Origin of the sequence: Ancylobacter rudongensis (assembly GCF_900100155.1) — a bacterium.
Lineage (GTDB): Bacteria > Pseudomonadota > Alphaproteobacteria > Rhizobiales > Xanthobacteraceae > Ancylobacter > Ancylobacter rudongensis.
Genome location: NZ_FMTP01000006.1, coordinates 219,538 through 243,402 on the forward strand (window position 1 = coordinate 219,538; position 23,865 = coordinate 243,402).

22 protein-coding genes are annotated in these 23,865 nt (G+C 67.9%); 8 read left to right on the plus strand and 14 right to left on the minus strand.

The window, feature by feature from the left end; translation table 11 throughout:
* Positions 1-67 precede the first annotated feature (67 nt).
* Positions 68-1,339 carry a glycerophosphodiester phosphodiesterase family protein gene (locus BLO63_RS16125; RefSeq protein WP_091442705.1) on the plus strand — a complete coding sequence of 424 codons (1,272 nt, stop codon included), beginning with the start codon at positions 68-70 and terminating at the stop codon, positions 1,337-1,339.
* Between the two features lie 10 nt (positions 1,340-1,349).
* On the opposite strand, the gene BLO63_RS16130 is transcribed toward BLO63_RS16125, so the two are convergent.
* The 6 genes from BLO63_RS16130 to BLO63_RS16150 all read right to left on the minus strand — a co-directional run bounded on the left by BLO63_RS16130 (position 1,350) and on the right by BLO63_RS16150 (position 6,787).
* Positions 1,350-2,294 (minus strand): AEC family transporter, encoded by a 945-nt coding sequence (locus tag BLO63_RS16130; protein ID WP_091442588.1) that lies wholly within the window; start codon positions 2,292-2,294, stop codon positions 1,350-1,352.
* Between the two features lie 3 nt (positions 2,295-2,297).
* Positions 2,298-2,591: a hypothetical protein gene (locus tag BLO63_RS16135; RefSeq protein ID WP_018388049.1), complete on the minus strand. Its 294-nt coding sequence runs from the start codon at positions 2,589-2,591 to the stop codon at positions 2,298-2,300.
* A 207-nt stretch (positions 2,592-2,798) separates the two neighbouring features.
* Complete coding sequence (locus BLO63_RS16140; RefSeq protein WP_091442591.1) at positions 2,799-3,398, minus strand: disulfide bond formation protein B; 600 nt, start codon at positions 3,396-3,398, stop codon at positions 2,799-2,801.
* A 10-nt stretch (positions 3,399-3,408) separates the two neighbouring features.
* Complete coding sequence (locus BLO63_RS21150) at positions 3,409-3,564, minus strand: DUF5993 family protein (protein WP_162841823.1); 156 nt, start codon at positions 3,562-3,564, stop codon at positions 3,409-3,411.
* Between the two features lie 124 nt (positions 3,565-3,688).
* A complete protein-coding gene (locus BLO63_RS16145; protein WP_244517908.1) occupies positions 3,689-5,914 on the minus strand; it encodes a primosomal protein N' in 2,226 nt (741 codons plus the stop codon).
* A gap of 162 nt (positions 5,915-6,076) precedes the next feature.
* Entirely contained in the window at positions 6,077-6,787 is a 711-nt protein-coding gene (locus BLO63_RS16150; RefSeq protein ID WP_091442594.1) for a class I SAM-dependent methyltransferase, read from the minus strand.
* A 249-nt stretch (positions 6,788-7,036) separates the two neighbouring features.
* Here BLO63_RS16150 and BLO63_RS16155 point away from each other — a divergent pair, with 249 nt between their 5' ends.
* The 3 genes from BLO63_RS16155 (at position 7,037) to BLO63_RS21450 (ending at position 8,690) form a co-directional block, all read left to right on the plus strand.
* The gene (locus BLO63_RS16155) at positions 7,037-8,029 is read left to right on the plus strand and encodes a tyrosine recombinase XerC (protein WP_091442596.1); all 993 of its coding nucleotides are present in this window, start codon (positions 7,037-7,039) and stop codon (positions 8,027-8,029) included.
* Between the two features lie 7 nt (positions 8,030-8,036).
* Positions 8,037-8,450, plus strand: a complete 414-nt coding sequence (locus BLO63_RS16160) for a VOC family protein (protein WP_091442599.1) — start codon at positions 8,037-8,039, stop codon at positions 8,448-8,450.
* 114 nt (positions 8,451-8,564) lie between these two features.
* Positions 8,565-8,690 (plus strand): hypothetical protein, encoded by a 126-nt coding sequence (locus tag BLO63_RS21450; RefSeq protein WP_280138063.1) that lies wholly within the window; start codon positions 8,565-8,567, stop codon positions 8,688-8,690.
* A gap of 97 nt (positions 8,691-8,787) precedes the next feature.
* Here BLO63_RS21450 and lpdA read toward each other — a convergent pair whose 3' ends face one another.
* The 8 genes from lpdA to zapE all read right to left on the minus strand — a co-directional run bounded on the left by lpdA (position 8,788) and on the right by zapE (position 18,593).
* Positions 8,788-10,188, minus strand: a complete 1,401-nt coding sequence (lpdA, locus tag BLO63_RS16165) for a dihydrolipoyl dehydrogenase (protein WP_091442601.1) — start codon at positions 10,186-10,188, stop codon at positions 8,788-8,790.
* A gap of 18 nt (positions 10,189-10,206) precedes the next feature.
* On the minus strand, positions 10,207-10,497 hold the full coding sequence (locus BLO63_RS16170; protein WP_091442604.1) for a DUF2442 domain-containing protein: 291 nt from the start codon (positions 10,495-10,497) through the stop codon (positions 10,207-10,209).
* Positions 10,497-10,748, minus strand: coding sequence for a DUF4160 domain-containing protein (locus BLO63_RS16175; protein WP_091442606.1), 252 nt, complete (start codon positions 10,746-10,748; stop codon positions 10,497-10,499). The genes BLO63_RS16170 and BLO63_RS16175 overlap by 1 nt, the downstream gene beginning before the upstream one ends.
* Before the next feature lie 9 nt (positions 10,749-10,757).
* On the minus strand, positions 10,758-12,002 hold the full coding sequence (gene odhB / locus BLO63_RS16180; protein WP_091442608.1) for a 2-oxoglutarate dehydrogenase complex dihydrolipoyllysine-residue succinyltransferase: 1,245 nt from the start codon (positions 12,000-12,002) through the stop codon (positions 10,758-10,760).
* An 86-nt stretch (positions 12,003-12,088) separates the two neighbouring features.
* Positions 12,089-15,070 carry a 2-oxoglutarate dehydrogenase E1 component gene (locus tag BLO63_RS16185; RefSeq protein ID WP_091442611.1) on the minus strand — a complete coding sequence of 994 codons (2,982 nt, stop codon included), beginning with the start codon at positions 15,068-15,070 and terminating at the stop codon, positions 12,089-12,091.
* Positions 15,071-15,393: 323 nt separating this feature from the next.
* A complete protein-coding gene (gene mdh, locus BLO63_RS16190) occupies positions 15,394-16,359 on the minus strand; it encodes a malate dehydrogenase (RefSeq protein WP_091442612.1) in 966 nt (321 codons plus the stop codon).
* 177 nt (positions 16,360-16,536) lie between these two features.
* Positions 16,537-17,259, minus strand: coding sequence for a DUF1003 domain-containing protein (locus BLO63_RS16195; RefSeq protein ID WP_091442615.1), 723 nt, complete (start codon positions 17,257-17,259; stop codon positions 16,537-16,539).
* Positions 17,260-17,372: 113 nt separating this feature from the next.
* Complete coding sequence (gene zapE / locus BLO63_RS16200) at positions 17,373-18,593, minus strand: cell division protein ZapE (RefSeq protein WP_091442618.1); 1,221 nt, start codon at positions 18,591-18,593, stop codon at positions 17,373-17,375.
* Positions 18,594-18,888: 295 nt separating this feature from the next.
* Between zapE and BLO63_RS16205 the strand changes: the two genes are divergently transcribed.
* The 4 genes from BLO63_RS16205 (at position 18,889) to BLO63_RS16220 (ending at position 23,845) form a co-directional block, all read left to right on the plus strand.
* Positions 18,889-19,782, plus strand: a complete 894-nt coding sequence (locus BLO63_RS16205) for a trypsin-like peptidase domain-containing protein (protein ID WP_091442619.1) — start codon at positions 18,889-18,891, stop codon at positions 19,780-19,782.
* 148 nt (positions 19,783-19,930) lie between these two features.
* The gene (locus tag BLO63_RS16210) at positions 19,931-20,317 is read left to right on the plus strand and encodes a hypothetical protein (RefSeq protein ID WP_091442622.1); all 387 of its coding nucleotides are present in this window, start codon (positions 19,931-19,933) and stop codon (positions 20,315-20,317) included.
* Between the two features lie 222 nt (positions 20,318-20,539).
* Positions 20,540-21,190 (plus strand): GNAT family N-acetyltransferase, encoded by a 651-nt coding sequence (locus BLO63_RS16215; RefSeq protein WP_244517909.1) that lies wholly within the window; start codon positions 20,540-20,542, stop codon positions 21,188-21,190.
* A 105-nt stretch (positions 21,191-21,295) separates the two neighbouring features.
* Positions 21,296-23,845, plus strand: coding sequence for a DUF3772 domain-containing protein (locus BLO63_RS16220; protein WP_091442626.1), 2,550 nt, complete (start codon positions 21,296-21,298; stop codon positions 23,843-23,845).
* Positions 23,846-23,865 lie beyond the last annotated feature (20 nt).

The window sequence follows — 23,865 nt, forward strand, 5'->3', positions numbered from 1 at the left end:
AAACCGCTGTCACCGGCGGGGAATAGCCAGGGGGCACCGCCCGAGCCGACAGGAGAGCTCCGTGACGATCTTCCCAGCTTTGCGCGCCACCTTGCGTCCCACCCTCCGGCCCTTGTCCGCGGCGCTGTTCGCGCTGGCACTTGCCGCTCCGGCGGCGGCGGAGAGTGGCGGCCCCGGGATCGGCAGCATCGAGATCGGTCCGCGCCCGTTCTATCTCGTCGGCGAGATGAAGGATGGGGCGCTGAAGGAGCAGCTGGCCCAGTGCAAGGGCCCGTTCACGGCGAAGAACTTCTCCATCGCCCATCGCGGCGCGCCGCTGCAATTTCCCGAACACACGCGCGAGGGCTACATCGCCGCCGCGCGCATGGGCGCCGGCGTGATCGAATGCGATGTCGCCTTCACCAAAGACCGCGAGCTGGTGTGCCGGCATGCCCAGTGCGACCTGCACACCACGACCGACATTCTCGCCCGGCCGGAACTGGCGGCGAAATGCTCGGAGGGCTTCCAGCCGGCCGACCCGACCACCGGGCGCAAGGCCAGCGCCAAGTGCTGCACCAGCGACCTGACGCTGGCCGAGTTCAAATCGCTGCGGCCGAAGATGGACGGCTTCAACCCGCGCGGGGTGACGGCGCAGGAATATATGGACGGCACGCCGAGCTGGCGCACCGACCTCTACGTGAACCGGGCGACGCTGGTCTCGCACAAGGAATATATCGATCTGGTGAAGTCGCTGGGCCTGAAATTCACCCCCGAGCTGAAGACCCCTGAGGTCGCCATGCCCTTCGAGGGCAGCTACAGCCAGGAGCACTACGCCCAGCAGATGATCGACGAGTACAAGGCGGCCGGCATCGACCCGCGCGATGTCTACGCCCAGTCCTTCCGGCTCGACGACGTGCTCTACTGGCTCAAGGCCGAGCCGGCCTTCGGCGCCCAGGCGGTCTATCTCGACGGCCGCGACGAGGAGAACAAGGGCTTCGACAATATGAAGCCCGAGAGCTGGCAGCCTTCCATGCAGGAACTGGCGGATAAGGGCGTGAAGATCCTCGCCCCGCCGCTGTGGATGCTGGTGACGCACAAGGACGGCAGGATCGTGCCCTCCGCCTATGCCGAGGCGGCGAAGAAGGCGGGGCTCGGCCTGATCGCCTGGTCGCTGGAGCGCTCCGGCCCGCTCAATACGGGCGGGGGCTATTACTACCAGTCGGTCAAGCCGGTGATCGACCGCGACGGCGACATGCTGGCGCTGCTCGACGTGCTCGGCCGCGACATTGGCGTGATCGGCGTGTTCTCGGACTGGCCGGCGACCACCACCTTCTACGCCAACTGCATGAAGCTCAACTGAGGACGGCGTCTCAGCTCACGCCGAGGATCAGGAACCAGATCGTCACGGTGAACAGGCTCGCCGCCGTCGACAGCGACACCGCGCTGGCGGCGGCGGTGACGCCGGCCTTGTAGCGCTGGGCCAGCAGATAGGCGTTGATGCCGCAGGGCATGGCGGCGAACACGACAGCCACATCCGCCCAGACCGGCGGCATCGGCAGCACCCGCGTCAGCGCATAGACGATGGCCGGGTGGACGCCGAGCTTGAGCGTGGTGATGAGAACCGCCGGGCCGATATCGCCGCGGATGGGATAGCGGTGCAAAGCCAGGCCGAGCGAGACCAGCGCGCAGGGCACGGCGGAGGCGGCCAGCATGTCCAGCGTCTGCTTCAAGACCCCGCCCGGCACATAGCCCGCCAGCTTGGCGATGCCGCCGGCATAGATGCCGAGCAGGATCGGGTTGAAGGCCAGCATCCGCCCCAGCCGGCGCAGGCTGGCCAGCGACACGCCGGCCGCCGCGCCTTCCGCCAGCACGGTGGCCAGCACCATCATGATTGGCAAATGAATGGCGATCAGCAGGAACAGCGGCACCGCTCCCTCCGGCCCGAAGGCCTGGAGAATGAGCGGCACGCCGACAAACACCGTGTTGGCCTGGCCGGAGGTGAAGCCCTGGATCACCGATTCGAGGTGCCCGCGCCCGAACAGCCTTTTCGCCGCCACCATGCCGAGGGCGAAGACCAGGAAGGCGCCGGTGAAATAGGCGATCCAGTAGCCCCAGGGCTGGCCCTCCTGCGGCAGCTGCGCCTCGGCCAGCGTCTTGAAGATGAGCACCGGCACGGCCAGCCCGAACACATATTCGGACAGGCCCTCGGCGGCGCGCTCGCGCAGATGGCCCGAGAGCGAGGCGATGAAGCCGAGACCGATCAGGCCGAAGACCGGCGCCACGACAAGGGCGATGGCACCGAGCTGGGCCAGCATCGCTCAGGCCGCGATCTCGCCCGAGGCGCTCGACACGAGATGCGAGGTGCGCACCGGCACCATCACGTCGATGCGTGCCCACAGGCGTTCGGCGATGTCGGGGCCGGCGACAAAGGCGATTTCCGCCCGCATCGTGCCGAGATGGGCGGGGTCGATCTTGCCATCGGCCGGCCCGTCCAGCCGGATGCGGGTGGGCTGCACGTCATGGATGGCGAAGGGCTCCAGCAGGCGGAGCATGAGATTGGGATGGGCATCCGCCTCGACGACGAGGCGGTGGCGGCAAAGACCGGCAGTCATGGGAGCGTCCGATGATGACGAGGAATCGAGATGGCGTGCGTTCAGGAAACCCGGCCGAACCTGTCGGCCGGGCGGCGAATTCGCCGTCCCGCGCAAAACCGCGCACTCTCGATCGAAGCGATCATCATGGCCGGGAAGCTAGGCGCCGCGCGCGCCGCCGTCAATGGTGCGGATGGATTTCGGCCGGCGCGGCGTCTGGCGCCCCGCTCAGGGCGCCGGTGCCGGGGCCGGCGGTTCGCCCTCAATCAGCAGATAGCTCACCGGATCGTCAGGGCACAGGCCGTTGCCGCATTCCAGCACGGTGGAGACGCCATTGCCCAGCGCCAGCAGCGCGATCAGCCCGAAGGCGAGTAGCGCCAGCCCCCCGAGCCGGTAGACGCGCGGGGCGGGGGCGAACTGGCGATCGAACAGCAGCAGCAGCGCGCAGCCGCCGACAATGACGACGAACAACAGCGCCGCCCAGGTGTAGAAATGCAGGCCGAGAAAGGCGGCGCCGAAGGTTCCGGTGCCGGGCACGATATGCAGCAGCGTCTGCCGCACGGCCACAACGTCGCCGGCGATGGCGGACAGCATGGCGAGGGCATAGTGGCTCGGCCGCGGGCCGAACTTCAGGTTCAGCGCCAGCCCGACGCCGACACCGACAAAGCCGGCACGTTCCAGGATGCAGAGCGGGCAGGGCAACTCACCGCCGACGAACTGGTCGTAGAAGCCGAACAGCAGCACCACGCCGATGGCGATGAGGCCGAGGGCGTTGAGCAGGCGGGAGAGGTCCGGGGTCAGGGGATCGGCGGCAAGGTGGGTTTTCATGGCGCCCCCCTCACAGCACGACGTCGAGCGCGGAGGTGGCGTGCAGCTTGAACAGGGTCAGCAGCACCCCGATCGAGACGAGGCTTGCGGCAACCGCAAGGGCCCGCCTGCCGAGCGCCGCGAAGGCCAGAGCGAGACAGAACCCGAAAAACGGAAGACTCATCATGATGCTGCACGCTCCACTGCCGGCAAATGCTACCGCTTGGTAGAGAAGCAGGAGTGTGACGCATTGTCATGACGCAGTGCGGTGGGGCCGGGCCCTGCACGACACTCCGCACGACACCCGGCGGTTACACGAAGCTCTGCGGGTCGATGTCGATCTCGACCTTGAGGCTGCCGGTGGCGCGCGGCGCGCCGGCCATCCAGGCGCGGACATAGCCGGAGAGGTCGAAGCTGCGCTCGCAGCGGGCGAGCAGGCGGAAGCGGTGGCGGCCGCGGATCAGCGCCAGCGGCGCCTCGGCCGGGCCCAGCACGCGCACCTTGTCGGTGAAGGGCGAGCAGGCCGCCAGCGCGCGGGCATGCGCCTGCGCCGCGTGCGAATCGGTGCCGGAAACGATGAGGGCGCAGAAGCGGGCGAAGGGCGGCAGATGCGCTTCCTCGCGGATGGCGATCTCGCGGTCATAGAAGGCGTCGCGGTCGCCCGCCACCAGCGCCTGCATCACCGGGTGTTCGGGCATATAGGTCTGGAGAAACGCGCGCCCCTCCACCTCGTGCCGGCCGGCGCGGCCGGCGACCTGGTGCAGCAGCTGGAAGGTGCGCTCGGCCGCGCGGGGATCGCCATGGCCCAGGCCGACATCGGCATCGATGACGCCGACCATGGCGAGGCCGGGGAAGTTGTGCCCCTTGGCGACGAGCTGGGTGCCGATGATGATGTCGACCTCGCCATCCTCGATCGCCTTCAGCTCGGCGCGCAGCCGCTCCACCCCTCCGGCGAGATCGCTGGAGAGCACCTGCAGCCGGGCCTGCGGGAACAGCTTCGCCGCCTCCTCATGCAGCCGCTCGACGCCGGGGCCGCAGGGGATGAGCGCGTTGGGCTCGTGGCAGTTCGGGCACTCATTCGGCACCGGCATGGCGTAGCCGCACTGGTGGCACTCCAGCCGGCGGCGGAAGCGGTGCTCGACCAGCCAGGAGGAGCAGGAGGGGCATTTGATGCGGTGGCCGCAGGCGCGGCAGAGGGTGAGGGGGGCATAGCCGCGCCGGTTGAGGAACAACAGCGCCTGCCCGCCGGCCTCGACGGTGCTCTGCATCTCTCGGGCGAGGCGGGGAGCGATCCACTGGCCGCGCGGCGGGCCCTCGCGGCGCAGGTCGATCGGCTCCAGCCGGGGCACCTTGGTGCCGGCGAAGCGCTCGGGCAGAGCGAGGCGCGTATAGCGCCCGCGCCGGGCGTTGACCTCGGTCTCGATCGAGGGGGTGGCGGAGACGAGGGCGATGGTCGCCCCCTCCAGCCGCGCCCGCACCACCGCCATGTCGCGGGCATGGTAGTGGACGCCGTCCTCCTGCTTGTAGGCGTTGTCGTGCTCTTCATCGACCAGGATCAGGCCGAGGTCGCGGAACGGCAGGAACAGCGCCGAGCGGGCACCGGCAACCACCGACACCTCGCCCGAGGCGACGCCGCGAAAGATCCGCCCGCGCCGCTTGGTCGACACGGCCGAATGCCACTCCGCCGGCCGCACGCCGAAGCGGCGGGCGAAACGGTCGAGAAAGGCCTGGGTCAGGGCGATTTCCGGCATCAGGATCAGCGTCTGCCGGCCTTGGCGAATGGTTTCCGCCACCGCCTCGAAATAGGCCTCGGTCTTGCCCGAGCCGGTGACGCCATCGATCAGGAAGGGCTGGAAGGCGCGCGCCTTGACCGAGGCGACCAGCTGCGCGGCGGCGTGGGCCTGCGCCGGCAGCAGCTCCGGCACGGCATGGTCGGGGTCCGGCGTCTCGGCGGCGGGCTCGGGCGGCAGCACCACCGTCTCCAGCACGCCGTCGTCAATGAGCCCGTCGACCACGGAAGGGGACACCCCGGCCTCACGCGCCGCCTCGCTCTTGGCGCGGACAAACCCGTCTTCCAGCGCGGCGATGACCTTGTCGCGCGCCTTGGTGCGGCGCTCGGGCCGGTGATCGGTGAGCCGCACGCCGATGCGCTCGCGGGTGATGCCGGCGCTCTCGTCATGGCGCAAGGCGAGGCGCAGCACCATGCCGGGCGGGGTGACGGTGTAGTCGGCGATCCATTCGATGAAGGCGATCATCGCTGCGTTCAACGGCGCCACGTCGTAGCGGCGCTGGATCGCCTTCAGCTTGGCGGGATCGACCGGCTTGGGCTCAGCGGGGCGCGGCCAGACGCAGCCGAGCATGGTGCGGGTGCCGAGCGGCACCACGACGATATCGCCCACCGCCACCTCCATGCCATCAGGCACGCGGTAGGAATAGGCCGAGCCGATGGCGAGCGGCAGCAGCACATCGACCACGCGCGCGGAGGAAGGGAACAGGGAGGGGGAATCGGCGGTGGTAACCATGGCGAGGGTCTTCATAGCGCATCGCGGCGCGGCGTGCCGGGCCGATCGAGCCGGCACCGCGTGGGGTCGGCAGCAAGGGCCTCTTCGAGTGAGCGGGTTTCCGGTTCGCGTGAAGGAAATTGCGTAACGCCAGAAAGCTGGAGCGCGTCCGGTGAACCGGCTTTCGCCCGCCGCGCCCTAGGAAGGGACCGCCGGCCTGCTGGCGACGAGCACATAGTTCATGGTGAAGGTTGTCGGCGTGTCGCCTTCGAGAAAGGCGTAGCGCACAAAGGCGCTGAACATGGCGCGCATCAGGCGCCGCACCGGCAGGAACAGCCTGCCCTTGAGGCTGAGGCGGCGCTCGCACGGGGCTTTCAGAACCTCGAGCCGAAGGCCGGCCGCCGACATGAGGCGGCGCAGCTTGAACACCCCCAGCGCATGCACATGGGTGGGGTCGCCATTCTGGAAGACCATCGAGAAGGGGCTGTCGCCGTTCGGAAACCGGGCGATCAGATGCCCTTCCGGCTTGAGGATCCGATGGATGTCGCGGCAGAGAGCGACCAGATCGTCATACGGAATATGCTCGAAGACATCGAAGGCGACGACGACATCGGCCGTCTCCGCCGCAATTTCCGAGAGGTCGTCGACCACGGGGAAGCCGGCGCGGCGTGCCCGTTCCTGCAGCGCGGCCTGAATCTCGCTTCCGATGACGTCGATGCCGCGGCTCCGGCACCACCCCAGGAGCGACCCATTGCCGAAGCCGATTTCAACCAGGCATGGCGGCGTTGTTGAGGCTTTCCTAAGAAAAGGCCCGATCTCGTCGTTGAAATATGCTTGGCTGTAGGCATCGCAAGCGCCGAATGCGCCCTCCTCCCAGCCTTTCCAATCGATATAATCCGAGTACGCCATACCCATTTCCAGAGAATTTCTCGATTGGAAGTCGATGTAATTAGCTGAGAGAGTAGAATTAGCTAGCATGCCGCCCGATCGTTGAACAGGCGGCCAGTTCCAAGGTTCTCGGGGAGTGGATCGAGCGTTCGGCGCGAGGGAGATATAGGTGTCGCTGCCGTAACGTCAGTGAGCGTTCGGCATCAGCAGCGGCGTTTTTTTAACGGCTGTGCCGCTACAACGGACCGGCCGAGAAAGCGGAGGCGATCCATGGCGAGCACGGACGCACAGAAGGCGGAGCGGGCCGAGCGCGGGCTGCTGGCCGGAGCGGCGCCCGATGTGGCGGCGGCGCTCAAAGGCTGGCTCGGGCGGCTGGGCCATGAGCGCCGGCTCTCGCCCAAGACGCGTGAGGCCTATGCCCGCGATGTCGCCACCTTTCTCGGCGTGCTGGCGCGCCAGCTCGGCCACGCCCCTGACATGGCCGACCTCGCGCAGATGCAGCCGCGCGACGTGCGCGCCGTGATCGCCGCCCGCCGGGCCGAGGGCATCGAGGCGCGCACGCAGATGCGCTTTCTCGCCGCCGCCCGCTCCTTCGGCCGGCATCTCGAGCGCGAGGGGCTGGGCAAGGTGGGGGCGCTGACCGCCGTGCGCGGGCCGCGCGTTCCCCGCACCTTGCCGCGCCCGCTGACCATGGCCGATGCGCGCGCCCTTGCCGATCCCGCGACGCGGGCGGGAGAGAGCCGCGAGCCTTGGGTGCTGGCGCGCGACGCGGCGGTGCTGGCGCTGCTCTACGGTTCGGGCCTGCGTATTTCCGAGGCGCTGGGGCTGATGCGCCGCGACATGCCGGAGCCCGGGCGCGGCGACCAGATCCTCGTCCACGGCAAGGGCGGCAAGACCCGCATGGTGCCGGTGCTGGCGCAGGTCCTCGAGGCGGTGGACGCCTATGCCCGCGCCTGCCCCTATGACCTGGAGCCCACCGGCGCGCTGTTTCGCGGCGCCAAGGGCGGACCGCTCTCGCCCCGCGTGGTGCAGCTGGCGGTGCAGCGCATGCGCGGCGCGCTCGGCCTGCCCGACAGCGCCACCCCGCACGCGCTGCGCCATTCCTTCGCCACCCATCTCCTGGGACGCGGCGGCGACCTGCGCTCGATCCAGGAACTGCTCGGCCACGCCTCGCTTTCCACCACGCAGATCTACGCCGCTGTCGACACCCAGACGCTGATGGCGGCGTGGAAGGCGGCGCATCCGCGCGCCACCCGCACATGAGGCCGGGATGACGCCGATTCAGCCGATGATCGAGCACATGTCGATCGGGGTGAGCGACTATGAGCGGGCGCTCGCCTTCTATGACGCCGTCCTGGCGCCGCTCGGCTTTGTGCGGGTGTCCTCGCATGCCGAGCCGGAAGGCGAATCCGCCTGCTGGGGGCCGGAGGGCACGCCGGGGGCGGCGCCGTTCTGGATCCAGCACCGGGCGGACGCCGTCACCCCGCCGCCGGGCTTTCACCTGTGCTTCATGGCGCCGACCCGGCGGGCGGTGGAGGCGTTCCACGCCGCCGGGCTGGTGGCGGGTGGGCACGATGCCGGCGGGCCGGGCCTGCGCCCGCAGTATGGCGAAGGCTATTATGCCGCCTTCCTGCTCGACCCGGATGGCTGGAAGATCGAGGCGGTTACCTACACGGATGCGTGAGCGGGCCGCTAAACGGCGTGCGAACGGTGCCGGGCAACCGAAGGGGGGCTTTTCACCTAGGGGAAGCTGGGTAACACTTCCCGCTATTGGACCCCGATCAGAGGAGACCAATCGATGAAGCGTCTCGTGACCGCTCTGTGCGCGCTTGCCTTGACCACCGCCGTCGCCGGAACCGCTTTTGCCGGCGACTGCCCCTTCAAGGCGGCCAAGTCTACCCAGACCGATGTGAAGGGTTCCTGACCGGCCCTCGTCTTCCCCCTTGATACAGACCGGCCCGGAAGGTGACTTCCGGGCCGTTTTTTCTGGGCGGGCGACGCGGCCGGAAAGGCCGCACGGCTCACATGTGCAGGGCGCGCTTTTCCACCGCCATCGCCGCTTCCTTTACCGCCTCGGAGCGGGTGGGGTGGGCGTGGCAGGTGCGGGCGAGGTCCTCGGACGAGCCGCCGAACTCCATCAGCACCGCGCATTCATGGATCAGCTCGCCGGCCTCCGAGCCGATGATGTGGGCGCCGAGCACGCGGTCGGTGGTGGCGTCGGCGAGGAACTTCACGAAGCCGTCGGTCTCGTCATTGGCCTTGGCGCGGCCATTGGCGAGGAAGGGGAACTTGCCGACCTTGTAGGCGATGCCGGCCTGCTTCAGCTCTTCCTCGGTCTTGCCGACCGAGGCCACCTCCGGGAAGGTGTAGACCACCGAGGGGATGACCTCGTAATTGACATGGCCGGCCTGGCCGGCGAGCAGCTCGGCCAGCGCCACGCCTTCATCCTCGGCCTTGTGCGCCAGCATCGGGCCGGCAATGGCGTCGCCAATGGCGAAGATGCCGGGCACGCTGGTGCGGTAGTAATGATCGGTGACGACGCGCCCGCGTGCGTCCTTCTCGACGCCCAGCGCCTCCAGCCCCAGCCCTTCGGTGTAGGCGACGCGGCCGATGGCGACGAGCACCACATCGGCCTCCAGCGTCTGCGCCTCGCCGCCGGCGGCGGGCTCGACCGCGACCTTCAGCGTGTCGCCGGAGGAATCGACGCCGGTGACCTTGGCGCCGAGCTTGAACGCCATGCCCTGCTTTTCCAGGATGCGCTGGAAGGACTTGGCCACATCAAGGTCCATGCCCGGCAGGATGCGGTCGAGATATTCGACCACCGTGACCTCAGCCCCCAGCCGCCGCCACACGCTGCCGAGCTCCAGCCCGATGACGCCAGCGCCGACGACGAGCAGCTTGCCCGGCACCTTGTCCAGCGCGATGGCGCCGGTCGAGGAGACGATGCGGGTCTCGTCGATGGCGATGCCCGGCAGCTTGGCCACATCCGAGCCGGTGGCGATGACGATGGCCTTGGCTTCCAGCGTCTGCTGCGAACCGTCGGCCATGGCGATATCGACCTTGCCCGGCGCCGGGATGCTGGCGGTGCCGTGGAAGGTGTCGATCTTGTTCTTCTTCATCAGGAAGGCGACGCCCTTGGTGTTGCCTTCCACCGCCTGGTCCTTGAAGCCGAGCAGCGCCGCGTGGTCGAGCTCCGGCGCGCTGACCTTGATGCCCATCTTGGCGAAGCTGTGCCCGGCCTCCTCGAAGCGGTGCGAGGCGTGCAGCAGCGCCTTGGAGGGAATGCAGCCAATGTTCAGGCAGGTGCCGCCGAAGGTGGCGCGCTTCTCGACCACCGCAACCTTGAGCCCGAGCTGGGCGGCGCGGATGGCGCAGACATAGCCGCCGGGGCCGGTGCCGATGACGACGAGATCGTAGGACATGAGGAGGTTCTGCCTTCGCTAGCTGGCCGCAAGAAGGTGAAGCTGGGCTTGCTTTTCACTATCCCTGCGGAGTTGGTCGGCGCCGAAGTCAATCTCGTCGCCATTATCGTCGATCCAGAAAATGTGGTGCCCGTACTCATCGAGCTGAAGCCGGGCGAAGTTTTCCGGCTTCTGCAGATAGGTGAAGATCCGACCCCGCGCGATGACCGGCCGCACATCCACGACGCCCTCATAGCCATCGGTGAAGACCAGCTTGATCACGCCGTGGATGACGGGTTCTGCGACCTTTATGCGCGGCAGCAGTGACATCAAGTGATCCTCCGGGTCGGAAATCCCGCCGTGGCGTTATCCCATTCACGGCGCAGAGCATCGCGCCGCGGTCCCGCCCAATCAAGAATGGTCTTCAACCGGGGCCGGGGCAGAAAACCCTCCAGCGTCTCCAACGTCTCAATGTCGATCGCGATGCGATATTCGGCAATGAGGACGTGGAAATGCGGGATGCCGTGTTCGTTGCTGTAGATGTAGATTCGCATCCCATCGACAAGGGCAACGGTCGGCATCCCACGGGCTCACAGATCCAGCACGAGCCGGGTCGGGTCTTCCAGCGCTTCCTTGACGCGGACGAGGAAGGTGACGGCGCCCTTGCCGTCGACGATGCGGTGGTCGTAGCTCAGCGCCAGATACATCATCGGGCGGGCGACGATCTGGCCCTTGACCACCACCGGGCGCTCCTCGATGCGGTGCATGCCGAGAATGCCGGACTGCGGCGCGTTGAGGATCGGGGTCGACATCAGCGAGCCGTAGATGCCGCCATTGGTCAGGGTGAAGGTGCCGCCCTGCATGTCCTCAATGCCGAGCTTGCCGTCGCGCGCCTTGCGGCCGAGGCCGGCAATGGCCTTCTCGATGCCGGCGACCGAGAGCTGGTCGGCGTCGCGCACCACCGGAACCACCAGCCCCTTGTCGGTGCCGACGGCGATGCCGATGTGGTAGTAGTTCTTGTAAACGAGGTCGGTGCCGTCGATCTCGGCGTTCACCTCAGGCACGTCCTTGAGGGCCTGGATCACCGCCTTGGTGAAGAAGCCCATGAAGCCCAGCTTCACGCCGTGCTTCTTCTCGAACACGTCCTTGTACTGGGCGCGCAGGTTCATCACCGCCGACATGTCGACATCGTTGAAGGTGGTGAGCATCGCCGCCGTGTCCTGCGCGTCCTTCAGACGGCGGGCGATGGTCTGGCGCAGCTTGGTCATCTTCACGCGCTCTTCGCGCGAGGCGTCATCAGGCGCCGAGGGCGCGCGGGCCGGGGCCGGGGCGCGGGCGGCGGTGGGTGCCGGGGCGGTGGCCAGCGCGGCCAGCATGTCGCCCTTGGTCACGCGCGCATCCTTGCCGGTGCCGGCGAGCATGGCGGGGTTGAGACCGCTCTCGGCCGCCAGCTTGGCGACCGCCGGGCCGTTGGCGCCGGCGGGCGCGGCAGCGGCCGGGGCAGGAGCTTCAGCCTTGGGGGCCTCGGCCTTCGGCGCTTCCTTGGGGGCTTCGGCCTTGGCCGGGGCGGCGGCAGGCGCTGCCTTGGCCGCGCCGGAGCCTTCGCCGATGGAGCCGAGCAGCGCGCCGACGCCGACCGTTTCGCCGTCCTTAGCGATGATCTCGGAGAGCACGCCGGCCGAGGGCGCGGGCACCTCGATCGTGACCTTGTCGGTCTCCAGTTCGACAATGGGCTCATCGGCGACGACAGTGTCGCCGGCCTTCTTGAACCACTTGCCGATGGTTGCCTCGGTGACCGATTCGCCCAGCGTCGGAACGCGGATCTCGGTGGCCATGCTCGTTCTTCCTCACCGTTTGCCGGCTGCGGGGCCGGCACTCCCTCGGGTCTTGCGAATTCAGCTCTTGCGGATAGTCGCGATGCTCAGCCCAGGGCGTCCTGCAGGAACGCCTTGAGCTGCGCGAGATGCTTGGACATCAGCCCCGTCGCCGTGGCGGCAGAGGCCGGGCGGCCGGTGTAGCGCGGCCGCGAGGAGGCGGAGCCGGCCTGTTCCAGCACCCATTCCAGATAGGGCTGGACGAAGGCCCAGGCGCCCTGGTTCTTCGGCTCTTCCTGGCACCAGACGATCTCCGCCTGCTTGAAGCGGCCGATCTCCTGCGCCAGCGTCTTGAGCGGGAAGGGGAAGAGCTGCTCGACGCGCATCAGGTAGATGTCGTCCAGCCCCCGGCGCTCGCGCTCCTCATAGAGGTCGTAATAGACCTTGCCCGAGCACAGCACGACGCGGCGAATCTCGCTGTCCGGCTTCAGCGTCACCGCCTCGGCCGGCAGGTTGGCGGCGAAGTTGCGGTCGGCATCGTCCCACAGCACGCGGTGGAAGGTGGTCTGCGGCCCGAACTCCGCCAGCGTCGAGACGGCGCGCTTGTGGCGCAGCAGGCTCTTCGGCGTCATCAGGATCAGCGGCTTGCGGAAGTCGCGCTTGAGCTGGCGGCGCAGGGCGTGGAAATAGTTCGCCGGCGTCGTCAGGTTGGCGACCTGCATGTTGTCCTCGGCGCACATCTGCAGATAGCGCTCCAGACGGGCGGAGGAATGCTCCGGCCCCTGGCCCTCATAGCCATGCGGCAGCAGGCAGACCAGGCCCGACATGCGCAGCCATTTGCGCTCGCCGGAGGAGAGGAACTGGTCGAAGATCACCTGCGCGCCATTGGCGAAGTCGCCGAACTGGGCTTCCCACATGGTCAGCGCGTTCGGCTCGGAGAGCGAATAGCCATACTCGAAGCCGAGCACGGCCTCTTCCGAGAGCATCGAGTTGATGACCTCGTAATGGGCTTGGCCTTCCCGCACATGGTTGAACGGGGTGTGGCGCTCCTCGGTCTCCTGGTCGATCAGCACCGAATGGCGCTGCGAGAAGGTGCCGCGCTCGCTGTCCTGGCCGGACAGGCGGACGGGGTGGCCGTCGAGCAGCAGCGAGGAGAAGGCGAGCGCTTCCGCCGTCGACCAGTCGATGCCGGCACCGTCGTCGAGGATCGCCTTGCGGCGGGCGTCGAGGAAGCGCTGGATGGTGCGGTGGACGTGGAAGCCCTCCGGCACGGTGGTGATGCGCTCGCCGATCATGTGCAGCTCGTCGAGGCCGACGCCGGTCACGCCGCGGCGCGGGTCGTCCTCGGCGGCGGCGGCCTTCAGCCCGGCCCAGCGGCCGTCGAGCCAGTCGGCCTTGTTCGGCTTGTAGGCCTGGCCGGCCTCATATTCGATGTCGAGCTTGGAGCGCCATTCCGCCCGCATGCCGTCGATCTCGCCCGGCGCGATGACGCCTTCGGATTCCAGCTTGCGCGAATACAGCTCCAGCGTGGAGGGGTGCTGCTTGATGAGCTTGTACATCAAGGGCTGGGTGAAGGCGGGTTCGTCGCCCTCATTATGGCCGAAGCGGCGGTAGCAGAACATGTCCACCACGACAGGCTTGCGGAAGCGCTGGCGGAATTCGGTGGCGATCTTGGCGGCGAAGGTGACGGCCTCGGGGTCGTCGCCATTTACATGGAAGATCGGCGCCTCGATGGTCTTCGCCACATCCGAGGGATAGGGCGAGGAGCGCGAGAAGCGCGGATAGGTGGTGAAGCCGATCTGGTTGTTGATGATGAAGTGGATCGAGCCGCCGGTGCGGTGTCCCTTCAGCCCGGACAGGCCGAGGCATTCGGCCACCACGCCCTGGCCGGCGAAGGCGGCGTCGCCATGCAGCAGCAGCGGCATCACCTGGGTGCGCTCGGCGTCGCGCAGCAAATCCTGCTTGGCGCGCGACTTGCCCAGCACCACCGGGTCGACGATTTCCAGATGCGAGGGGTTGGCGGTCAGCGACAGGTGGACCTGGTTGCCGTCGAATTCGCGGTCGGAGGAGGCGCCGAGATGGTACTTCACATCGCCCGAGCCCTCGACCTCGTCGGGCGCCCAGGAGCCGCCCTTGAACTCGTGGAACAGCGCCCGGTGCGGCTTGCCCATCACCTGCGTCAGCACGTTCAGCCGGCCGCGATGGGCCATGCCGAGCACGATCTCCTTCACGCCGAGATTGCCGCCGCGCTTGATGATCTGCTCCAGCGCCGGGATCAGGCTCTCGGCGCCGTCGAGGCCGAAGCGCTTGGTGCCGGTGTAGCGGACATCGAGGAACTTCTCGAAGCCCTCGGCCTCCACCAGCTTGTTGAGGATGGCGCGCTTGCCCTCGCGGGTGAAGGTGATCTCCTTGTCCGGGCCTTCGATTCGCTCCTGGATCCACGCCTTCTCCTCGGGGGAGGAGATGTGCATGAACTCGACGCCGAGCGTGGCGCAATAGGTGCGCTGGAGGATGGCGACCATCTGGCGGACGGTGGCGAACTCCATGCCGAGCACATGGTCGATGAAGATCGGCCGGTCGAGATCGGCCTCGCGGAAGCCGTAGGAGGCGGGGTCGAGCTCGGGCGCGGCGCGCACCGGCTCAAGGCCCAGCGGGTCGAGCTTGGCGTGGAGATGGCCGCGCATGCGGTAGGCGCGGATCATCATCAGCGCCTTGACGGAATCGCGGGTGGCCTGCTGGACGTCGGCGGTGGACAGCTCGACGCCGGCCTTCTGCGCCTTCTCGCTCGCCTTGGCCTCGACCTTGCGACCGATCGCCTTCTCCACCTCGATCCACTGGCCGTCCATCGCCGAGACGAGTTCGCCATTGGCGTGGATCGGCCACCCCTCCTTCTTCCAGGAGGCGCCACGGGCGCTCTTCTCGACATCGGCCGGGGCGTCCTTCAGCCCGGCGAAGAAGGCCTGCCACTCGGCGTCCACCGAATTGGGGTCGGCCTCGTAGCGGGCATAGAGGTCCTCGATCCAGGCCGCATTGGCTCCGTAAAGGAAGGAGGTATTGAGGAAGGTCTCGTTCACGTCCGCGCGCGACATCGTCGGCTCCTGGGGGACCGTTCGGGGTCCGTTGGCAGTACTTTCATGCCGTAGATCGCCTGAGGGGGTTGCCCGGGGCTGACTGCGGTGCCCCGCAGGGCGGGGCGAAAGTCGTAGGCTTTATATAGGCCTCGTATTCACCTCGGGAATGCCGCAGGAATGCGGCACGGGGATGCGAAAACGCTGGCCATCATTCACAAGCAATAACGTCACCGGCACTTGACGCGCCAGCGGCAGGAGGTTCCCGCCGCCTGGAAACGGCTTTATCGCCGTTCACGTCCTCGCGACGGGGCATGCGCCCCGCCGGAGGTCGTGCAAAACGTTCACGCGCCGAGGCCGGGCGCGATCTTCTGGCACTCGCCGACCAGTTCCTTCACCGAGGCGACGGACTTGTCGAGCATGGCGCGCTCATTGGCATCCAGCTCGATCTCGACCACCCGCTCGACGCCGTTGGCGCCGATGATGACCGGCACGCCGAGATAGAGGTCGTCAATGCCGTACTGGCCGGTGAGATAGGCGGCGCAGGGCAGGAGACGCTTCTTGTCTCGCAGATAGGAGGTGGCCATCTCGATGGCCGAGGCCGCCGGGGCATAGAAGGCCGAGCCGGTCTTCAGCAGGTTGACGATCTCGCCGCCGCCCTTGCGGGTGCGGTCGACGATGGCGTCCACCTTCTCCTGGCTGGTCCAGCCCATCTTGACGAGGTCCGGCAGCGGAATGCCGGCGACGCCGGAATAGCGCACCAGCGGCACCATGTCGTCGCCATGGCCGCCCAGCACGAAGGCGGTGACGTCTTCGACCGACACGTCGAACTCGTCGGCGAGGAAATAGCGGAAGCGGGCGGAATCGAGCACGCCGGCCATGCCGACCACCTTGTGGGTGGGAAGGCCCGAGGCCTTCTGCAGCGCCCACACCATGGCGTCCAGCGGGTTGGTGACGCAGATGACGAAGGCGTCGGGGGCATGCTGTCGGATGCCGGCGCCGACCTGCTCCATCACCTTGAGATTGATGCCGAGAAGATCGGAGCGGCTCATGCCGGGCTTGCGCGGCACGCCGGCGGTCACGATCACCACATCGGCGCCGGCAATGCCCTCATAGCCATTGGCGCCCGAGAGCGCGGCGTCGAAGCCGAGGACGGGAGAGGCTTCGGCAATGTCGAGGCTCTTGCCCTGCGGGATACCTTCCGCCACGTCGAAAAGCACGACGTCGCCAAGTTCCTTGAGGCCGGCGAGAAGGGCGAGAGTACCGCCGATCTGGCCTGCCCCGATCAGTGCAATCTTTGCTCGAGCCATGAGATTTCCTGACTTTCCGAGGGGAGGGTGCGGCGCTCCGCCGCGCCGGGGTTCCGATAGACCTTATCGCTGCGGGGTTCAAGCGAGGAAGGCCATCGGGGTAAATACGGCCGCTTAAGACTTTCGGACCAAGTACTGGCATACGAAATACCTGTCGGCGGCGATGCCGGGTCTGGTCTAACGACGCCGACTGGCGAGATCTTCCATCAGTTCAATCTGGATTGCCTGGATTTCCGCCAGGCGCTCCCATTGCCGCGTGAGCATGTGGTCGATCTTCTCGTGCAGATGGCGGATTTCCAGCTCGGCTTTCAGATTGACCCGGTAGTCGTTCTCCGAGCGTCGCCGGTCCTTCGCCTCCTGCCGTTTCTGGCTCATCATGATGACGGGCGCTTGAAGGGCGGCGACGCAGGACAGCACCAGGTTCAGCAGGATGAACGGGTAGGGATCGAAGGCGCCCATCAGCCCGGCGATGTTCAGCGCCATCCAGAGATTGATGAACACCATGAACGAGATGATGAAGGTCCAGCTGCCGCCGAAGGAGGCGATGGCGTCGGCCGCGCGTTCGCCGAAGGACCGCCCGCTTTCGATCTCGTCCTCGATATTCTCAGTGAGGATGTCGTTGGCGGCGAGGCTGGCGATGACGTCATGGTCGAGCTCACTGAGGTCGCCGCGCTCGGCCTTGAGCGTGGCGGCGATATAGGCGCTGCGCTCCTTCGCCAGCGCCTTGCGCGAGATATAGGCATCGGGCGCGATCTCGGGGTGCAGCGCCCTGATGTGATCGGCAAGGCCCGGCCGCAGCATGTCGAGGCGCAGGCCATTGCGCGCGGAAACGATCTCGCCGGTGAGGGCGCAGCTGTGGTGCGGGGACGGTTCGTGGGTATGGCGCGCGCGCGTGCTCATGCCGGAGCGTTCCTGGGGGAGGTCTTGCTGAGTGGAGCGTATCTCGGCGCGGCGCCCGGGCGGCGGGCGCCTTTGGCATGCGGGAAGAGCCGGGCCACCTTGCGACGCTCCCCTCAGGTCTCGACGAGGCCGGTGGTGTTGCCGCTGGCGTGCGAATCGCCCCGGCCATGCGGGCGGGCGATATAGTCGTCGGAGCGCATTTCGTGCAGGCGCGAGACGGTGCGCGCCCATTCAAACGCTTCCGCGCCCTCGGTGCCGAGATAGAGCTGCTCGGGCTCGGCGGGGGCGGAGGCCACCACCTTCACGCCCTTCTCATAGAGCTCGTCGATCAGCGTGATGAAGCGCTTGGCCTCGTTGCGCGTGTCCTGGTCGAGCTGGGGAATATGGTCGATGACCAGCGTGTGGTAGCTGCGGGCGAGCCGGAGATAGTCGGTGGCGCCCAGCGGCACGCCGCACAGATCGGCGAAGGTGAAGCGCGCCGCGCCGCCGCCGGCACGGGGCACCGGGATGGTGCGGCCGCCGGAGGTGACGCTGGCGGGGGCGCCGCCATCAATGCCGGCGATGCGGTGCCAGACCTTGTCCATTTCGCGGTCGATATCGGCCATGGTCTCGTGCGCCGCCGGCACATACCAGGTGCGGGCGCCGCCGAGCTTCTCCATCCGGTAGTCGGTGGGCGATTCGATCCGCACCACCTCCATATGCTCCTCAATCATGGCGATGAACGGCAGGAACAGCGCCCGGTTGAGGCCGCCCTTGTAGAGATCGTCCGGGGCGACATTGGAGGTGGCAACGATGACCACGCCGAGATCGAACAGCTTCTCGAACAGGCGGCCGAGGATCATCGCGTCGGCGATGTCGGTGACGTGGAACTCGTCGAAGCACAGGAGCCACGCTTCCTCATAGAGCGCGGCGGCGACCGGGGCGATGGGGTCGCCATCCTTGAGCCGGCCTTCCTTCATGTCCTTGCGCACCTGGAAGATGCGGGCGTGGACATCGGCCATGAATTCGTGGAAATGCGCGCGCCGCTTGCGCTTGCGCACCGCCACGCTCTCATAGAACAGGTCGACCAGCATGGTCTTGCCGCGGCCGACGGCGCCGTGGATGTAGAGGCCGCGCACGCGGGGAATGGTGTCCTCGCGCCGGGCGAACAGCCAGCCCAGCGCCGAGGATTTGCGGGCGAGGCGGCGGGAGGCGATGCGCTGTTCGAGGGCCGCCAGCGCCCCGACGACGCGGGCCTGGCCGGCATCGGGCGTGATATCGCCGGCCGCCATGCGGGCGACATATCGAGCGGCGAGCACCGAGCCGCCGGCTTCCGCCGCCACCATTTCCGCCATATTGGGGCACCCCGCAATGTTGCAGCGCACGCTTAGCGTCAGCCGGCCGTTGCGGCAAGGGTTGCGAAAGACTACGGTCGCGAAAGGCAAGCGTTGCGCAAGCCTAGCTATGGAACGACCGCGCCTCGGCCGCGTGGTGCCGGGTAACGGCGCCAAGGCGCGACACACCCCCGGAAAATGCATGGCAGAACGGCGGGAACCGAAGGGCGTTTTGCGCGTTATTCCCTGTTTGCCTTGACCCGCCCGCATTTATTCCCTCACACTCGCCGCGCTTCTCCAGACGGGTGAGACCGGAATGCGGGTGCGTGGCTTTGGCGATCTTGGCGGAAAGGCCCCGGTTGGGCGGGCCGTGACCGTGGCGTTGGCTGTCGCCTGCGGGATCGGCGCCTTTGGCGCCCCGGCGGCGGCGGTGGAGCGCAAGGCCTCGACTTCCGCGACCCTGCCGTCCTCCGCCATCATCATCGACCGCGATGACCGGCTTTCCCGCGACGACTATTCCCGCACCTTCGGCCTGACGCCGGCCGCCATGGCCTCGCGCTTCGGCGCCACCGGCATGGTGCGCTGCGGCTCGGCGGTGGGCACCGGCCAACTGGTCGGCGCCAACAACGTGCTGGTGACGGCCTCGCATGTGCTGTTCACCCCCGGCGGCGAGCCGCGCGGGCGGGGTGCCAACTGCACCTTCGAGATCGTTGCCGGCGGCAGCCGGCAGAAGGTCTCGGTCGATGTCGACAAGGTGGTGTGCGGCGCCCGCGAGCCTTATGGCCAGCCGGCGGTGAAGGACTGGGCGGTGGTGCCGCTCGCCGGGGCGGTGAAGGGCGTGAAGCCCTACATGCCCGGCACGATGCAGGTGCCGGGCAACATCGTGCTGGCGGCGGCGGCGCGGAGCGGCGGCCAGGAAAATTACTCGCTGCAGAACTGCCAGGCCCGCAAGGTGACGACGACGGCATCGAGCGGCGTGCGCGAAGTCGCGATCGACTGCGATGCCGAGGGCGGCGTCTCCGGCGCGGCCATGCTGTCGCCCGACGGCGCGTTTCTCGGCCTTTATGTCGGATTCCGCTCGGCCCATCCCGGCAAGATCGGCCCGTTCTCGATGAGCCATTACAATTTCGGCCTGTCGGCCGATGGTGCCCTGCGCGAGGCGATCACCGAGGTGGTGACGCGGGCCCGCACGCTGAGCGCCAGCCGCTGACCCCTCCCTCTGGCCCTCGGCCGGATGGAAGGACCTGACGCCGGCCGTGCACGCGCGCCGGCGCCGACGTCTCCCCCGGGCGGCGCCCGGCGGCACTGCATCGAACGTGCGGCACCCGCCATATCCTGGCCCATTGGAGGCTTACGACATGAAGACCGCCGTCCTCGTGACCACCGCGCTCCTGTTCGCAACCCCGGCGCTCGCCGCCGACCCGGTCTCCCTCCTCGGCACATGGAAGGGCGAGGAGGCCGGGGTTGGCGCCAAGGACGGGTGGGACCGGCACGATCTGCTGCTGGAGGTGCGCGAGCAGCAGGGCGTGGCCTTCAAGGCGATGAAGTCCTATGGCGCCCCCGGTGCCTATGAGACCAGCGAGGTGCACGGCAGCATGACGCCGGATGGGCGTATCGTGGTGGTGGTCGATGCCGATGGCGTGTTCACCGGCTCGCTCGCCGGCCCCGATGTGCTCGACCTCTGCTATGCCGAGACCGGCGAGGACGCCTCGGCCAAATGCAGCCGCCTCGTCCGGCAGAAATAGGCGGGAGCGGCCCAAGGTCGGGGCGATGCGCGCCCGCCCCCATGCCTCTCCAGGGGCGTCCGCGACCCTACGCATTGGCGCTGCGGCCGCGGCGGCATAGACTGAGCAAGGTTCGCCGAGCCCGCATGCGAGCCATGCAGATGCAGGAGTTGTCTCGTTGTGCGGTGCGCATATTTATGCTGCGCCGCAATAATGATCCGCGGTCCCGTCGAGGCCGAGCCCATGACACTGTCCGCCGCCCCTTCTTCTGCCGCGCCGCAGGCGCCGCTTGTCCCGCCTTCGTCGGCGGTGGCGCGGCTGCCTGGCCATATCCGCAAGCTGGTGCCGGCGGAACGCGAGGTGATTTTGGCGCATCTGCTGCGGCTTGATCCGCTGAGCCGCTTCATGCGCTTTGGCGGCGTGGTGTCCGATGGCGCGCTGGCCCGCCACGCCACCCGCCTCGTCTCCGGCGATGCCAGCGCCATCGGCTATTTCGTCGATGACGAGCTGCGGGCGGTGGCGGAGCTGCATCCGCTGGGCACGCGCCCGGGCAAGCCGGCGGCGGCCGAGGCGGCGTTCAGTGTCGAGCGTCCCTGGCAGGGCAAGGGCATCGGCTCGGCGCTGATGAAGCATCTGGTGCTGCTGGCGCAGAACCGCAACATCGCGGAGCTGCAAGTGGTGTTCCTGCCCAATAACGGGCCGATGCGGAACCTCGCCGTCCATCATGCGGCCGATCTCCAGCTCGACGACGAGGAGATGGTCGGGCGCATGCGTGCCCCGCGCGCCACCTTTTTCTCGCAGGCCCGCGAGTTCATCGGCGACATCTTCGCCGTCCTGTCCTCCGCCTCCGCCCTGCAGGGGCGGATGCTGCCGCCGCATCTGCGCGGCAACTGACGCGCGGATCCGCCCCCGGTGGGCGCCGGGCCGTGGCCTGGCCTTGACTTGGCCTTGATCGGGACTGAGAGAGGTCGGCCACTGGCTCCAATCCGCCCCGGCACGATGTATCCCACCTTCCGCTTACCGTCTTTCCCGACCCGCACCACCGCGCCGACCGCCTCGTCGCGGGTCGGCTGCCCAGTGGCGGGCGTCGCGCCGGTGCTTTGGGCGCTGTTTATGGCGCTGGCCCTGTTGTTCAGCGCCGGTGCCGGCTTCGCGCAGATCCCGCCGGAACAGCTGCAGGTGCAGCAGAAGCTGGAGGGCCAGCGCGCCATCGTCGACGGTGTGGAGGCGGCGTTGGGGCGCGACGGGCTGCGCTCGACCGACCTCGATGATCTGCGCAACCGGCTGGACCCGGTGCGGACCGACCTGACCGCCGGCATCGCCCTGCTGGAGCCGCTGCTGTCCAACTTCAACCACAGGGTCAAGGAAATCGGCCCCAAGCCGGCCGAGGATGCGGCACCGGAAGACGCTTCCATCACCTCCGAGCGCGAGGCGCTGACCGCCCGCGCCACCGAGCTCGACGGCGTGCTCAAGCAGGCCAAGCTGCTGAAGGTGCGGGCGGACCAGCTCTCCGACCGCATCACCAGCCGGCGCCGGGCGCTGTTTACCGACACGCTGCTGGCGCGCTCCTACAGCATTTTCGATCCCTCGCTGTGGGTGCAGGCCGCGGCCGCCGTGCCGGTGGAACTGCGCGGCGTCAACTACCTGCTGAGCGACTGGGCCGCCTATGCCAATGCGCGCATGCCGTTTCTCGGGCAGGTGGCGGTGGCCTTCGCCGCCTTGGTGATCGTGGCGCTGATCTTCCTGGCGCGCAGCATCCTTGCCCGGCCGCTGCACCGCGCAGAGCTTGGCGCGGCGGGCGAACCGCTCTCGCGCCTGCGCGCGTGCGGGCTTTCGGCGCTGGTGGCCATCCTGCGGATGGCGGCGGCGCCGCTGGCCGCCACCGCTGTTCTGGCCCTCCTCAACAATTTCGACCTGCTGCCCCCACGCGTGAATGAAATCGCGCAGGGGATACTGCTCGCGATCACCATCATCGCGATCGGCATCGGCCTGCTCGACGGGGCTCTGGCGCCGCGCGAGCCCCAGCGCCGCGTGGTGCCGCTGTCGGACGAGATGGCCGGCCTGATCTTCCGCTACGCCTCGATCGGCCTCTGGATTCTGGCGACCACGGTGACGCTCGGCGCCTTCCACCGCGCTCTGGTCGTTCCGGTGCCGCTCTCGGTGGCGACCAGCGCCGCCATGTCGCTGTGCCTCGTCCTGGTGGCCTCGCGCAGCATGCGCGCCCTCAACGCCCTGTCCGGCGACACGGACGAGGATGAGGGCAAGGCGGCGGATGGCAAGATCCCGGAGGGCAAGACTTCGGAGGGCAAGGCCGACGATGGTCGGGACGCCCGTTCCTACACCCTGCTCAACTGGATCAAGTTTCCCTTCTGGGTGCTGAACCTTGCCATTCTCGGTGCGCTGATCACCGGCTATGTCAGCTTCGCCGGCTTCCTGTCCTCGCGCGCGCTGATCGCCGTGGTCATGGCCGGCACGCTCTATCTCGTGGTGGCGCTGATCAATGCGCTGTTCGTCGATTCCCTCGCCACCGGCCCGAGGGCGCGCCATGCGGCCAAGACGCTCGGCATAAGGCCGGCGAGCCTCGAACTGCTGTCGGTGCTGGTCGCCGGCGTGTTGAAGGCGGTGGCGATCATCGGCATCGTCATCGTGACGGTGGGCACCTTCGGCACCTCGACCTCGGATTTCGCCGATCTGGCGAGCCGCGTCACGCTGGGCTTCACCATCGGCAGCTCGACCATCGCGCTTGGCGACATTCTGAGCGCGCTGCTGTTCCTGGTGATCGGCATCGTCATCGCCCGCGCGGTGCAGCGCTGGTTCGCGGTGGCCATCCTGCCGAAGACCGCCTTCGATCAGGGCCTGCAGAATTCCATCGCCACCATCATCGGCTATATCGGCTCGATCGCGGTGATCGCGATGGCGATGGGGCAGCTGGGGCTGAACCTGGAGAACATCGCCCTCGTCGCCGGTGCGCTCTCGGTCGGTATCGGTTTTGGCCTGCAATCCATCGTCTCGAACTTCGTCTCCGGGCTGATCCTGCTGGCCGAGCGGCCGATACGGGTCGGCGACACCATCTCGGTGAAGGGCGAGGAGGGTTATGTGCGCCGCATCAGCGTGCGCGCGACCGAGATCGAGACCTTCGACCGCGCGGCGGTGCTGATCCCCAATTCCGACCTCATCACCGGCATGGTGAAGAACTTCACCCATGCCAACACAACCGGCCGGGTCATCGTGGCGGTGAATGTCGCCTATGACGCGGATGCCGACGAGGTGCGCGATATCCTGATCGGCTGCGCCTGCGACCACCCGCAGGTGCTGCGCTCGCCGCCGCCGCGCGTGTTCCTGATGGCGTTCGGCGACAGCTATCTGAAATTCGAGCTGCGCTGCGTGGTGGCGAATGTCGACTATGCCCTCACGGTGAAGAGCGACCTGCATTTCGCCGTGCTCGACCGGCTGAAAACGGCGAAGATCGGCATTCCCTACACGCCCTGGAGCATCTATCGCGGCGGGCGGATCGGCGAGGAGCCGCCGGCCGGCGATGAGGACGGCTAGGCATTTTCGCTGAACTCGGC